At 73.2% G+C, this 15,628-nt stretch carries 2 protein-coding genes; both read left to right on the forward strand.

Annotated features, from left to right (window positions below; translation table 11 throughout):
• The first annotated feature begins 24 nt into the window (after positions 1-24).
• A complete protein-coding gene (locus ABT336_RS09510; RefSeq protein ID WP_350896066.1) occupies positions 25-5,130 on the forward strand; it encodes a non-ribosomal peptide synthetase in 5,106 nt (1,701 codons plus the stop codon).
• The coding region (locus ABT336_RS09515) for a non-ribosomal peptide synthetase (RefSeq protein ID WP_350896067.1) at positions 5,127-15,628 on the forward strand (10,502 nt) is incomplete at its 3' end. The genes ABT336_RS09510 and ABT336_RS09515, both read left to right, overlap by 4 nt.

Here is a 15,628-nt window from a genome sequence, read left to right on the forward strand (position 1 = left end):
TCCGCGTCCGCTCCAGGAGCCTCGATGAGCATCGTTTCCCCTGCGGCACCCGCCGCCGCAGCCCCCGCCCGGGCCACGGCGACCCTGTCCGAGCTCGTCGCCCGGCAGGCCGCACTGACGCCGACGGCGACCGCCGTGCAGGACGCCGTCGGGGGCACCCTCGACTACGCCGCCCTGGACGCCGCCGCGAACCGGTTCGGCGGGTACCTGGCGGGGCTCGGGGTGGGGCCGGAGTCCCTTGTCGCCGTCGACCTGGACCGGGGGTTGGACCTGGTCGTGGCGCTGTTGGGCGTCTGGCGGGCCGGGGCGGCGTACCTGCCGTTGGACCCCACCCACCCGACGGACCGGCGGCGGTGGATCCTCACCGACAGCGGGGCGTCGGTGCTGGTCACCGGTGCCGGTCGGGCAGGCGGGGAGGCCCCCGACCGGTGCCGGGTCATCAGGCTGGACCCCGACGGGCGGGACCGGATCGCCGCCCTGCCCGCCGTCGCCCCGGTCCCGGCCCCCGACCCGGACGGCACCGCGTACGCCGTCTACACCTCCGGCTCCACGGGCCGCCCCAAGGGGGTGCTGGTCACCCATGCGGGGATCGCCAACCGGGTCACCTGGACGGTGCGGGAACACCGGATCGGCCCGGGGGACCGGGTCCTGCAGAAGACGTCGCTGAGCTTCGACGCGGCGGGGTGGGAGTTCTTCGCCCCGCTGGTCGGGGGCGCGACGGTGGTCCTGGCCCCGGACGGCGCGCACCGGGACCCGGCGGCCCTGGTCGCCGCCGTCGCCACCGGTGGGATCACCGTCCTCCAGGGGGTGCCCTCGGTGCTGGGGCTGCTGGTGGAGGAGCCGGGGTGGGCCGACTGCGGGTCGCTGCGGCTGGTCTTCTCCGCCGGGGAACCGCTCCACGCCGAGCTCTGCCGACGACTGGCGACCACCCCGCAGGTCCGGATCTGGAACACCTACGGCCCGACCGAGTGCGCCATCGACGTCACCGCCCACCCCGTCGACCCGACGCAGACCACCGGTCCGATCCCGATCGGACGACCGCTGCCCGACGTCCGGGTCCAGGTCCTCGACGCCGACCGTCGGCCCGTCCCCGTCGGCGTGGTCGGCGAGCTGTACCTGGGCGGGGTCAACCTGGGTCGGGGCTACCTCGGTCGCCCGGACCTGACCGCCGACCGGTTCGTCCCCGACGAGTACGGCCCGCCGGGCGGTCGCCTCTACCGCACCGGTGACCAGGTCCGGTGGCGTGCCGACCGGACCCTGGAGTTCGTCGGCCGGGTCGACCACCAGCTCAAGGTCAACGGCGTACGCGTCGAACCGGCCGAGGTGGAGGCAGCCCTCGCCACCCACCCGGACGTCCGGGCGGCGGTGGTGGTCGGGCGGACCGGCCCCGACGGGTGTACCCGGCTCGTCGGCTACCTGGCCACCCGACGGCCGGTGGCCGCCGCCGCGCTGCGGGCCCACCTCACCGGACGGCTCCCCGAGGCGCTGGTCCCCGGCGTGTTCCAGCCTGTCGACGACTTCCCCCGCACCGCCAGCGGGAAGATCGACCGCAACGCCCTGCCCGAGGTCGACGCGGCGGACCGGCCGCCGCTGCGCCCCCCGGTGACGGCCAACGAACTGGTGGTGGCGGCGATCTGGCGGGACCTGCTCGGCGTCGACGAGGTGGGGCTCGACGACGACTTCTACCGGCTCGGTGGCTCGTCGCTGGTGACCCTGCGGCTGGAGAGCCGGCTCGGTGCCGCCGTCGGCGGGCGGGTGGACCTGCGTGACCTGCTCACCGCGACCACCCTCGCCGCGCAGGCCCGACTGCTGGACCGGGCGGCGGCCACCACCACCGTCGGGGTGGCCCCGGTGACCCCGGTTGGCCGGGACCGGCCGCTGCCGCTCTCCGCCGCCCAGCACCGACTCTGGATGCTCGACCGGCTGCACCCCGCAGGCCGGGAGTGGGTGGTGCCGATCTACCTGACGGTCCCCGCCGCGACCCGACCCGAGCAGGTCCGGGCGGCGCTGCGCGACCTGGTGGCCCGACACGAACCGCTGCGCACCAGGTACCTGCTCGTCGACGGGGTCGCCCGGCAGACCGTCGCCCCACCCGGGGAGGTAGCCCTGACGGTCCGGGACGTCACCGACGGTGGGTTGGCCGACCTGGTCGGCGAGCAGCTCGGGACGGGCTTCGACCTGGCCGCCGGGCCGCTGTGCCGGGCCGCCCTGGCCACCGCCGCCGGTCGGGACCCCCTCCTGGTCGTCGCCGTGCACCACATCGCCTCCGACGCGGGCACCGCCCTCGTCCTCGAACGTGACCTGCGGGAACTGTGCCGGGCACGGGCGTGCGATCAGGCCCCCGACCTGCCGGACCTGCCCGTCCAGTACGCCGACTACGCGCACTGGCAGCACCGGCAGCTCACCGACGAGGTCGTCGAACGGGAGCTGGGTTTCTGGCGGGCGGAGCTGGCCGACCTGCCCGAACTGGCCCTCCCCACCGACCGGCCCCGCCCCGCCGAACGGGACCCGAACGGGGCGATGCTCGGTTTCGTCGTACCGGCCGAGGTGGCGGGGGCCCTGACGGAGCTGGGACGCCGGTGCGGGGCGACCCCGTTCACCACAGTGCTCACCGGGTTCGCGACCCTGCTGGCCCGCTACACCGGACAGTGGGACGTCCCGGTCGGCACCCCCACCTCCGGGCGCCGGCCCCCCGAACTCGACCAGGCCGCCGGGATCTTCCTCAACCCGGTGGTGGTGCGCTGCACCCTCGACCCGGCCGCCACCGTCGCCGAGGCCCTCCGGCGGGTACGCGCCCGCACCGCCTCCGCCCTGGCCCACCAGGACCTGCCCTTCGACCGGGTGGTCGAGGAGCTGGTCGGGGTGCGTGACCTGTCTCGTACCCCGCTCTACCAGGCGATGCTCAACTACCAGGAGGGCGGGATCACCGCCCGGGTCGCCGACGACGCCGACGCCGTGGAGGCGCTGCGCCGGGCCTCCACCGTGGCCAAGACCGACCTGACGGTGCACCTGTGGCCCCAGCCGGACGGCTCCCTGTCCGGTGCGGTGGAGTACGCGACGGCCCTGTTCGACGAGGCCACGGCGGCCCGGTTCGCCGACCACCTCGTCCGGCTGCTGCGCGCCGCCGCCGCCGACCCCGACACCCGCCTCGACGAACTCGACCTCCTCGGGGCCGCAGAACGCCGTCGACTCCTCGACGTCGGGACCGGCCCGGAGGTCGCCCGCCCGACGACCACCGTGGTGGACCTGTTCGAGGCCCGCCGTCGGGAGACCCCGCACGCCCCGGCGCTGCGGCACACCCCGACGACCCTCGACCCGGCTCCGCACGCCCCGACGACCCTCGCCTCCACGACGTCCGACCCGGCCCGTCCCGGGGTGGCAGCGGTGGAGACGAGCTTCGCCGAACTCGACGACCGGGCCAACCGGTTCGCCCACCACCTGCGACGTGCCGACACCGCCCCCGGGGACACCGTCGCCGTCCTCCTGGACCGGGGTCCGGACCTGGTGGCGGCGATCCTGGGGTGCTGGAAGGCGAGCGCCGTCTGCCTGCCGCTGGACCCCTCCTACCCGGCCCAGCGGGTCGCCCACATGCTCGACACCGCCGGGGTCGGGCTGGCCGTCACCGTCGCCGGGTACGCCGACCGGTTCGCCGTACCCACGTTGCAGGTGGACACCCACCGGCTGATGCTCGGCGCCGAACCGGTCACCCCCTGTGACCGTCGGCTCGACCCGGCCGCCGGGGCGTACGTGCTGTTCACCTCCGGGTCGACAGGCCGCCCGAAGGGGGTGGTGCTCTCCCACGCCGCGGTGACGAACTTCCTGGCCTGCGCCGAGGAGACCGAGGCCCTCGGCGACCGGGGCGACCGTCCGGCAGGTGGCGGGGCACCACTGTTCTCCACCGTCGCGTTCGACCTGTCGATCGCCAACCTGTGGGGGCCGTTGACCGCCGGGCAGCCGGTGACGCTCCTGCCGCAGGAGTTCGACCTCGCCGACCTGGGGGCGCTGCTGCTGGCGGGCGGGCCGTACGACAGGTTCATCATGACCCCGCCCCACCTGGAACTCCTCGCCGACCAGGTCGCCCCGGCGCAGGCCCACCGGCTGGCCGGTCAGCTCTGGGTGGCCGGTGGGGTGCTGCGAGGGTCGGTCGCCACCCGGTGGCTGGAGCTGCTCGGCTCCGGTGGGCTGATCAACTCGTACGGCCCCACCGAGACCACGGTGATCATGTCCGCGTACCCGGTGGTGGACCCGGAGACCGACGAGATCGTCTCGATCGGTCGGCCGATGGCGAACACGGTGGTCCGGATCCTCGACGAGGCGATGCGGTTGCTGCCGGTGGGGGCCGTCGGGGAGCTGTACATCGGCGGCGGATGCCTGGCCACCGGGTACGCCGGACGTCCCGACCTGACCGCCGACCGGTTCGTCCCCGACCCGTACGGGCCGCCCGGCGCCCGCCTCTACCGCAGCGGTGACCTGGGCCGGTGGCGACCCGACGCGACGATGGCCTTCGTCGGGCGCACCGACGACCAGGTGAAGGTACGCGGCTACCGGATCGAACCCGGTGAGGTCGCCGCCGTCGTCGCCCAACACCCCGACGTCGGCGACTGTGTGGTCCTCGCCCACCAGGACCGGCTGGTGGCCTTCCACACCGGGGAGCCCACCGACCTGCTCGCCCACTGCGCCCGGCAACTGCCCGGGTTCATGCTGCCCGGACTGTTCGTGCCGGTGCCCCAGCTCCCCCTCAACGCCAACGGCAAGGTCGACCGGGCCGCGCTGCGCGCCCGGCTGGACACCGCCCTGGCCGACGGGACCGCCGACGACACCGAGTTCGTCGCCCCGGCCACCGTCGTGGAGAAGCGGATCGCCGCCGTCTGGTCCGACCTGCTGGACGCCCGGGTCGGGGCGACGAACAACTTCTTCCTCCTCGGTGGGCACTCCGTGCTCGCCGCCCGGCTGATCGCCGAGCTGTCCGAGGAGTTCGACCTGGACCTACCGATCCGCCTGGTGTTCGAGCACCCCACCGTGCGAGCCCAGGCCGTCGCCGTGGAAGACCTCATCCGGGCCGAGGTCGACGCGCTCGACGCCGCCGACCTGACCCACGACCTGTCGCTGACCGAGGAGCACCGGGCATGACCAGCACCGCCAACGAGCCGAACCTGCGTGAAGAACTCGTCAAGCGTCGGCTGGCCGGACGCCGCACCGGCCGCCGGGACCGGATCACCGTCGTGGACCGGTCGGCCGAGCTGCCCCTGTCCTTCGGTCAGCAGCAGATGTGGTTCCACAACCGGATGGACCCGACCAGCGCCGAGTTCCTGGTCTCCACGGCGCTGCGGCTGCGGGGTCGGCTCGACGTCGCCGCCCTGCGCCGCGCCTGGTCGGCGCTGCTGGCCCGACACGAGATCCTGCGCACCCGGTACGCCCTGGTCGGCGCGGAACCGGTGCAGGTGATCGACCCGGTGGCCGCTGTCGACCTGCCGGTGACCGACCTGACCGACCGGCCCGCCGCCGACCGGGAGGCCGCCGCCGCCGACCTGGTCGCCCGGGTCGCGTCGACCGGGTTCGACCTGGAACAGGAGCAGCCGGTCCGGGCGGGGCTGGTCCGGCTCGCCGACGACGACCACGTCCTCGCCCTGGTGCTGCACCACATCGCCTGCGACGCCCCCTCCGTCGCGGTGCTGACCGGGGAACTCGCCGAGCTGTACCGTGCCGCCTCCACCGGTACGGAGTCCCGCCTGCCGGTCCCGGCCGTGCAGTTCGCCGACTTCGCCGCCTGGCAGCGCACCCGCCTCGACGACGACAGGTCCGCCGCCTCGCTGGCCCACTGGCGGGACCGGCTGGCCGGGGTGACCCCGGTGGAGCTGCCCGCCGACCGGACCCGACCGCTGTCGCGGGACTGGCGGGGCTCGTCGGTGCCGTTCGAGTGGAGCGCCGACCTCTCCGCCGCCCTGCACGACCTGGCCCGCCGCAGCGGCACCACCACCTTCGTGACGGTGCTCGCCGCGTTCGGGGCGCTGCTGTCGCGCTACACCGGGCGTACCGACCTCACCATCGGCACCGTCTCCTCCCTGCGGACCCGGGCCGAGCTGCGTGACCTGGTCGGGTACGGCATCGACAACCTGGTGGTCCGCGCCCGGTGGGAGGGCGACCCGTCGTTCGACACCCTCCTGGCGCAGACCCGCGCCACGGTGCTGGACGCCTTCGACCACGCCGAGGTGCCGTTCGCCCGCCTGGTCGACGAGCTGGAACCCGAGCGGGACCTCGCCCGCACCCCGCTCTACCAGGTCGCCTGCACCCTCCAGGACGAACCGCCGGTGATCGGCTGGGCCGGCGGGCTGACTGTCACCCCGATGGAGTTGCCCCTGCGCACCGCCAAGACCGACCTCACCCTGCACCTGGTCCAGGACGCCGGTGGGCGGCTGCGCGGGCGGTTGGAGTACGCCACCGCCCTGTTCGACAGGGCCACCGTCGAGCGGACCGTCGGACACCTGACCAGGCTGGTCGGCCACGTCACCGCCGACCCCACCGCCCGGATCTCCGACCTGACGATCCTCGACGACGTCGAACTGGCCGAGGCCACCCGGGGGGCCGTGCGTCCCACCCCTGTCGACGGCACCCTGCACGGCCGGTTCGCCGCCACCGTCGCCGCCGCCCCGCACGCCCCGGCCCTCACCGTCGACGGCACCACTGTCGACTACGCCGGGCTGGACGCCGCCGCCAACCGCCTCGCCCACCTGCTGGGAAGCCACGGTGCCGCTGCGGAACGGCTCGTCGCCGTGCACCTCGACACCGGACCCGACCTGGTCCCGACGCTGCTCGGGGTGCTCAAGTCCGGTGCCGCCTACCTTCCGCTGGACCCGACCTCACCGCAGGACCGCCTCGACTTCATGCTCGCCGACGCGGGCGCCCGGATCGTGGTGACCAGCACCGACAAGCGGGACCGGTTCGCCGACTTCGACGGCACCGTCGTCCTGCTCGACGACCCGGACCTGGTCGCGGAGCTGGCCGCCCAGCCGGCCACCGACCCCGACGTCCCGGTCGACGTCGACAACCTCTGCTACGTCATCTACACCTCCGGCTCCACCGGCCGTCCCAAGGGCGTCGCCGTCGCCCACCGTCAGGTCCTGCGGCTGTTCGACGTCACCGCCGACGACTTCGGGTTCGGCCCGGACGACGTGTGGAGCTGCACCCACTCGTACGCCTTCGACATGTCGGTGTGGGAGATCTGGGGTGCCCTGTCGACAGGTGGTCGGCTGGTGGTGGTGCCCCGGTCGGTCGCCCGTGCCCCGGAGGAACTCCTCGACCTGCTCGTCGCCGAGCGGGTGACGGTGCTCAACCAGACCCCGTCGGCGTTCCCCGGTCTGGTCCGGTTCGCCGCCGACGGCGACCCCCGGGTGGACCGGCTCGCCCTGCGGGTGGTGACCTTCGGCGGGGAGAAGCTGGACTTCGTCGGGCTCGCCCCGTGGGTCGCCCGGCGCGACCTGGAGACCACCCGACTGGTCAACCTGTACGGGATCACCGAGACCACCGTGCACACCACGTACCACCCGGTCGCCGACGTGGAGGTGGGCGGCACCGCCAGCCCGGTCGGCGTACCGCTGGGTGACCTGACCGTGCACCTGCTCGACCCGTACGGCCGTCCGGTGCCGGTCGGGGTGCCCGGTGAGATCCACGTGGGCGGTCCCGGGGTCGCCCGGGGATACCTCGGCCGTCCGGGGCTGACCGCCCAGCGGTTCGTCCCCGACCCGTGGGGGCCGTCCGGGTCCCGGCTGTACCGCAGCGGTGACCTGGCCCGCCGTCGACCCGGCGGGGGAATGGAGTTCCTCGGCCGGATCGACCACCAGGTCAAGATCCGGGGCTACCGGGTGGAGTTGGGTGAGATCGAGGCGGCGCTGACCGCCCTGCCCGGGGTCCGGGACGCGGTGGTGGTGCTGCGTGAGGACACCCCGGGAGACCGGCGGCTGACCGCGTACCTGGTGGCCGGGGACGACCCGCTGCTGCTGCGGCCGTCCCGGGTACGCGCGGAGCTGACCCGGACCCTGCCCGACTACATGGTGCCGACGGCGTTCGTGCCGCTGACCCGGATCCCGCTCACCGTCAACGGCAAGCTCGACCGGGCCGCCCTGCCCACCCCGGACCGTTCCGTGGCGGCAGTCGAACGGCCGTACCTGGCCCCCCGGACCACAGTCGAGCAGCAGCTCGCCGACGTGTGGGCGGCCACCCTCGGCCTGGAACGGGTCGGTGTCCTGGACGGCTTCTTCGACCTGGGGGGCGACTCGATCCGGGCCGTCGCGCTGGCCGGGGCGCTGCGGGACGCGCACTTCGACGTCGAGGTACGGGACCTGTTCGAGCGGCGGACCGTCGCCGACCTGGCCGAGTTGATCACCGCCCGGCCCGCCGCCGAGCCGGAGCCCGCCGTCGTCCCCTTCGCGCTCGTCGACGACGCCGACCGGTCGGCGCTGCCGGCCGGGGTGGTCGACGCGTACCCGTGCACCCAGGGGCAGCTCGGGATGCTCGTGGAACTCCTCGCCGACACCGAGCGCAACCATTACCACAACGTCACCAGCTACCGGGTGCACGACGAGGGGGAGTTCTCCCTCGACGCGCTGCGGGCCGCCGCGGCGCTGCTTGTCGCGCGGCACGAGGTGCTGCGGACCTCGTTCGACCTGACCGGCTACGCGGTGCCGATGCAGCTGGTGCACGCCACCGCCGAGCTGGCCGTCACCGCCGACGCCGCCCGGGCCACCGAACGGGCCGACCTGGAGCGGGAACTGCGTGACTTCATCGCGGTGGAGCGGACCCGGCTGTTCGACCTGGACCGCCCCGGACTGCTGCGGTTGCACGCCCGGACCTGCCCCGACGGCAGCTGGTGGTTGACCCTGACCGAGTGCCACCCGATCCTCGACGGGTGGAGCTACCACTCGTTGATCATGGAGGTGGTCCGCGAGTACCGCCGGATCCGGGCCGGTCTCCCGGTGCCGCCCCACCCGGCCCCCACCGTACGGTTCGCCGACGCGGTCGCCGCCGAGCGCCGGTCGGTGGCCGCCGGGACCGACGGGGAGTTCTGGCGTCGTACGCTGACCGGCCGGTCCCGCCACGAACTGCCCACCGGGTGGGGTGACCCGGACGCCCCCGAGGGGGTCAAGCACGAACGCTGGGTGCCGTTGCAGGACCTCGAACCCCAGCTGCGGAGCCTGGCCCGCACCCTCGGGGTGCCGTTCAAGTCGGTGATGCTCGCCGCCCACCTGAAGGTGATGAGCCAGCTCACCGGGGCCGGTCGGTTCTACACCGGCCTGGTCTGCAACATCAGGCCCGAGGCGGCCGGTGCCGACCGGGTGTACGGCATGCACCTCAACACCGTTCCCGTCGGCTACGACGGTGCGGCGGCGACCTGGGCGGAGCTGGTCCGCCGGACCTTCACCGCCGAGCTGGAGCTGTGGCCGCACCGCCGGTACCCGCTGTCCACACTGCAACGGGAGGTCGGCGAGGACACCCGGCTGCTCGACGTCCGGTTCAGCTACCACGACTTCCACCAGATCGACGCCACCGACATCGACTACGCCGAGTCCATCGACGACAGCCCGACCGAGTTCCCCCTCGGGGTGTTCAGCCGGCTCGGGTTCGTGACCCTCCAGGCCGACCGCCGGCACATCGGCGTCGACGCCCTGCGTCGCCTCGGTGGGATGTACCGGGCGGTGTTGGAGGCGATGGTGGCGGATCCGGGTGGGGATGCGCGGGTGGTGTGTCTGCCTGTGGGTGAGGTGTCGGTGGTGGGTGGTGACGACGCGTCGGTGGTGGAGCCGGTGTCGTCGTCGGTGTCGGGGTGGTTCGCCGGGCAGGTGGTGCGGGTGCCGTCGGCGGAGGCGGTGAACGGTGTCACCTTCGCCGACCTGGACGCGCGACCGGGTGTCATCGCCGGGTGGCTGGTGTCGCGGGGCGTCGGCCGGGGTGACGTGGTCGGGGTCCTCGCCGACCGTGGCCCCGACCTGGTGGCGGCGATGCTGGGGGTGTGGAAGGCGGGCGGCGCGTACGTCCCGGTGGACCCCTCGTACCCGGCCGGTCGGATCGAGGCGATCCTCGCCGACGCGGGCGCGGTACGGGTCCTGACCTCGGGGCGGTACGCCGACAGGTTCCCCGTCGGGGTGGACGTCCTCGTCGTCGGGGAGGCCCCGGTCGGGTTGCCAGTGGTGTCGACGCCGGAGGTGGATCTCGACGACCTGGCGTATGTGATCTTCACGTCGGGGTCGACGGGTCGGCCGAAGGGTGTGCAGGTCACGCAGCGGGGTTTGGCGAACCATGTCCGGTGGGCGGCCGAGGTCCTGGCGGGTGCGGGTTCTGGTGGTTCGGCGGTGTTCTCGTCGGTGGCGTTCGACCTTCAGGTGCCGAATCTGTGGGCGCCGTTGGTGGTGGGTCAGCGGGTGTTCATGGTGGACCAGGATGTGGACCTGGCGGAGTTGGGTCGGACCCTGGTGGGGGCGGGGCCGTTCAGTTTCCTGAAGTTGACGCCGAGTCACCTGGAGATCCTGGGTGGTCAGGTGTCCGACGCGGAGGCGTCCACGCTGGCGTCGGTGGTGGTGGCCGCCGGTGAGGCGTTGCCCGCCGCCCTGGCGAACCGGTGGCTGGAACTGCTCGGCCCGGGAAAGCTGATCAACGAGTACGGGCCGACCGAGGTCACCGTCGGCACCTGCATCCACCCCGTCGACGGGGAACAGACCCTGCCTGTGGTCCCGATCGGCCGGGCCCTGCCCGGCCTGCGGATGTTCGTCCTCACCCCCGAACTCGACCTGGCCCCGATCGGGGTGACCGGTGAGCTGTACGTCGGTGGCGTCGGGGTGGCCCGGGGTTACGCCGGTCAGCCGGGGTTGACGGCGGGCCGGTTCGTGCCGGACCCGTACGGTCCGGCGGGGTCCCGGTTGTACCGGACCGGGGACCTGACCCGTCGGTTGGCCGACGGGGTGGTGGAGTTCGTCGGTCGGGTCGACGACCAGGTGAAGATCCGTGGTTACCGGATCGAACTCGGGGAGATCGAGACCGTCGTCGCCGGGGTCCCCGGGGTCCGGGACGCCGTGGCACTGGTCCTCACCCCGAAGGCCGGGGAGCCCCGACTCGTCTGCTGCTACCTCCCGGAGGGTCCCGACGCCGACCTGGTCGAGCGGGTGCGGCAGGAGTGTGTCAGGCACCTGCCCGACTACCTGGTCCCCGCCGACCTGGTCGCCGTGGACGCGATCCCGCTCAACGCCAACGGCAAGGTCGACCGGGTGGCCCTCGCCGCCTCCGTCGTCCCCGAGGCCAGGGAGCAGGTGGCACCCCGCACCGACCTGGAGCGGCGGCTCGCCGACATCTGGGCCGAGGTCCTGTCCCTGGACACCGTCGGGGTCACCGACAGCTTCTTCGACCTCGGCGGTGACTCCCTGCGGGCCGTCGCGCTGGTCGGGGCACTGCGCCTCGCCGGGCACCCGGTCGGGGTACGCGACGTGTTCGTGCACCGGACCGTCGCTGCCCTCGCCGCCCACCTGAGCGCCGCCCAGGCCCCCGCCGCCCCGCAGTTCCAGCCGGTCGCCCCGTTCACCCAGCTCGACCCCGCCGACCGGGCCGCCCTCCCGGACGGGCTCGCCGACGCGTACCCGATCACCCAGGCTCAGCTCGGGATGCTCGCGGAGATGCAGAAGGACCCGGACCGGTCGCTCTACCACATCGTGCGCTGCTTCCGGGTGCACAGCCGTCAGCCGTTCACCAGGGACGCCCTCACCGCCGCCGTCGAGGAGGTGGTCGCCCGGCACGAGACCCTCCGTACCTCGTTCGACCTGGGCGGCCGTGCCACCCCACTGCAACTCGTCCACGCCGGGGCGTCGCCCGAGGTCCGGGTGGACCCGCTCGACGAGGAACGGGCCGAGGCCCAACTGCGGGAGTACGTCGACGCCGAGCGGGCCCGGCCGTTCGACAGCGAACAGCCCCCGCCGCTGCTGCGGGTCGGCGCCCACGTCGCCGCCGATGGGGGTTGGTGGCTGACGGTGTCGGTCAGCCACCTGGTCACCGGCGGGTGGGACCTCAACAGCCTCCTCGCCGAGCTGCTCTCCTGCTACGAGCGGCACTGCGTGGGGATGCCCCCGGAGTCGCCGGAGCCGGTCGCCGTCCGGTACGCCGACTTCGTCGCCGCCGAACGCGCCGCCCTCGACTCCGAGGACGACAAGGCGTACTGGCGGGAGGTCACCTCCGGGTACGCCAAGCTCACCGCACCGGCCGGGTGGGGTACGCCCACCGCCGAGCCCGGGGTGGCCCTGCGACACCGGATCAGCTACCAGGACCTCGACCAGCGGCTGCGCGACCTGGCCTCAGCCCTGGAGGTGTCGCCGAAGGCGGTGTTGCACGCGGCTCATCTGAAGGTGATGAGTCAGTTGACGGACGAGGTGGCGTTCTCGTCGGGGTTGGTGTGTGATGCGCGGCCTGAGGTGCGGGGTGCGGAGCGGGTGCACGGGATGTACATCAATGTGTTGCCGTTCGGGTTCGTGCGGGGTGTGGGGTCGTGGCGGGAGTTGGTGCGGTCGGTGTTCGACGGTGAGGTGGGGTTGTGGCCGCATCGTCGGTATCCGTTGGCGGCGTTGCGGCGGTTGACGGGTTCGGACGTGCCGCCCGTGGACGTCGTCTTCGACTACACCGAGTTTCGGCGGACCAACACCGACAGTGAGGAGTCCGTCGGGTTCGAGGCGGTGGCAGGCGAGGGCGGCACCGAGTTCGCCCTCCAGGTCACCGCCGCCAGCGGCTTCCTCGACCTGGTCAGCGACGCGCGGGCGTTCGACGCGGCGGCTCTGGTGCGGTTGGCGGGGATGTTCCGGGTGGTGTTGGAGTCGATGGTGGCTGATGTGGACGGGGATGCGTGGGTGGCGTGTCTGCCGTCGGGGGAGTGGGAGTGGTTGTCGGGGGCGGGGTCTGGCCCGGTGGTGGATGTGTCGGGGGTGGCGCATTCGGCGTTCGAGGGTGTGGTGGTGGGTTGTCCGGGTGCGGTGGCGGTGTCGGTGGATGGGGTGGGTGTGTCGTATGGGGAGGTGAATGCTCGGGCGAATGGGTTGGCGTGGTGGTTGCGGTCGGTGGGTGTGGGGCCGGAGGTGTTGGTGGGGGTGTGTCTGGATCGGTCGGTGGATCTGGTGGTGGCGTTGGTGGCGGTGCACAAGGCGGGTGGGGTGTATGTGCCGTTGGATCCGTCGTATCCGGCGGGGCGGTTGGGGTTGATGGTGGGGGATGCTGCGGTGTCGGTGGTGGTGACGTCGGAGGTGTTGCGGTCGGTGTTGCCGGAGGTGTCGGCGACGGTCCTGACCGTCGACGAGATCCCCGCCGACCTTCCCACCGAGAACCCACCCGTCCGGGTGGACCCGGACAACGCCGCCTACGTGATCTTCACGTCCGGCTCCACCGGCCGCCCCAAGGGCGCGATCCTCACCCATGCGGGCCTGGTCAACCGGACCAGCCACGTGGCTCCCACAGTCAACCGACTCGACGGGTCCGGGGTGGTGCTCCAGAAGACGGAGATCGGGTTCGACGTGTCTCCGGCGGAGACGTACGCGGCGCTGTCGGTGGGGGCGCGGCTGGTGGTGGCCCGCCCGGGTGGGCACCGTGATCCGGCGTACCTGCGTGACCTGATCGTCGCCGAGGGCGTCACCGCCGTGGAGCTGGTCCCCAGCCTCCTCGCCGCCCTCCTCGCCGAGGGGATCACCGGGTGCACCTCGCTGCGCTCGGTCGGCGTCGGCGGGGAGGAGCTTCCCGTCGACCTGGCCCGGTCGTTCCTGGCCGCCCTCCCGGGGGTGGAGCTGCACAACACCTACGGCCCCGCCGAAACCACTGTGGACGTCACCAGTTGGGCCTGCACCGAGGAGCTGACCAGGCTGGCCCGGGTCCCGCTCGGACGGCCGTTCCCCAACCTCACCCTCCGGGTCCTCGACGACGCCTTCGAGCCGGTGCCGGTGGGTGCGCCTGGTGAGTTGTTCGTGGGTGGGGTGGCCGTGGGTCGGGGTTATCTGGGTGCGGGTGGGTTGACGGCGGGTCGGTTCGTGCCGGATCCGTTCGGCCCTGCGGGGTCGCGGTTGTATCGGACCGGGGATGCGGTGGCGTGGCGGGTGGACGGGACTCTGGAGTTCCTGGGTCGGATCGACGCTCAGGTGAAGGTGCACGGGGTCCGGATCGAGTTGGGTGAGGTGGAGTCGGCGTTGCGGGCCTGCCCGGGGGTGCGGGACGCGGTCGCCGCAGTCGTCGACGTCGACGGCCGACCGGTCCTCACCGGCTACCTCCTTCCCGAACCCACCGCCGCCCCCGACCCGCAGACCGTCCGCAACCACCTGCGTGACCTGCTGCCGGAGGCCCTGGTCCCGACGGCGTACCTGTCGATCGACGCGATCCCGGTCGACCCGAACGGCAAGATCGACCGTCGGCAGCTGCCCGCCCCGACCCCCGCCGACCAGCCGACAGGCACCTACGTGGCCCCCGCCAACCCGGTGGAGGCCGCCGTGGCGCAGGTCTGGGCGCAGGTCCTCGGTGTCGACGTGGTCGGGGTGACGGAGAGTTTCTTCGACCTCGGTGGTGACTCGATGCTGGCTGTGACCCTGGTCGGGGCGTTGCGTGCGGCGGGTCATCCGACGTCGGTGCGGGACGTGTTCGCCCGTCGGACGGTCCGGGACCTGGTCGCCTCGTTCGAGGGTGGGCCTGCCGAGGTGTTCACCCCGGTGGAGCCGTTCGCCCTGCTCGACCCGGCGGACCGGGCGGGCCTGCCGGGCGGGCTCGCCGACGCCTACCCGGCCACCCAGGCCCAGATCGGGATGGCGGTGGAGGCCGCCAAGGACGAGACCGGTACGCCGTACCACATCGTGCACACCATGCGGGTTCCCGACGACCTGCCGTTCGCCGTCGAGCCGCTGCGGGAGACCCTGGCGGACCTCGTAGCCCGGCACGACACCCTGCGTACCTCGGTCGACCTGACCGGCTGGTCGGTGCCTCTGCAACTGGTGCACGCCACCGCCGACGTCCCGGTGACAGTGCACCCCGACGCCGCCGGACACCCCGGGTACGTCGCCGCCGAGCGGGACCGCCCCTTCGACCCGGCCCAACCCCCGCCGCTGCTGCGGGTGGCAGTGCACCAGGCCGACGACCAGTCGTGGTGGCTCACCGTGTCGGTCAGCCACCTGGTCACCGGCGGGTGGGACTTCAACCTCCTCCTCGCCGACCTGATCGACGGCTACCACCGTCGTCGGCGCGGCGCGGCACCCGCACCCGTCGACAGGCCCCCACTGCGGTACGCCGACTTCGTCGCCGCCGAACGCGCCGCCCTCGACTCGGCCGACGACGTCGCCTACTGGCGTACGGTCCTGGCCGGTCGACCCCCGATCACCCTCCCCGGCACCGGCGCACCCGGGCGGGACTCCCGGCAGGTGCACCGCCACACGGTGGACCTCACCGACCTGACCGACGCGCTGCGGGCGACGGCCGCGACTGTCGGCGTACCGGTGAAGGCGGTGTTGCACGCGGCTCATCTGAAGGTGATGAGTCAGTTGACTGACGAGGTGGCGTTCTCGTCGGGGTTGGTGTGTGATGCGCGGCCTGAGGTGCGGGGTGCGGAGCGGGTGCACGGGATGTACATCAATGTGTTGCC

The organism is Micromonospora sp. NPDC000207 (genome assembly GCF_040300925.1).
GTDB lineage: Bacteria > Actinomycetota > Actinomycetes > Mycobacteriales > Micromonosporaceae > Micromonospora.

Bases quoted from the DNA above. Each gene is read 5' to 3' on its own strand.
- ABT336_RS09510 (WP_350896066.1), top strand. From the start codon at position 25: ATGAGCATCGTTTCCCCTGCGGCACCCGCCGCCGCAGCCCCCGCCCGG.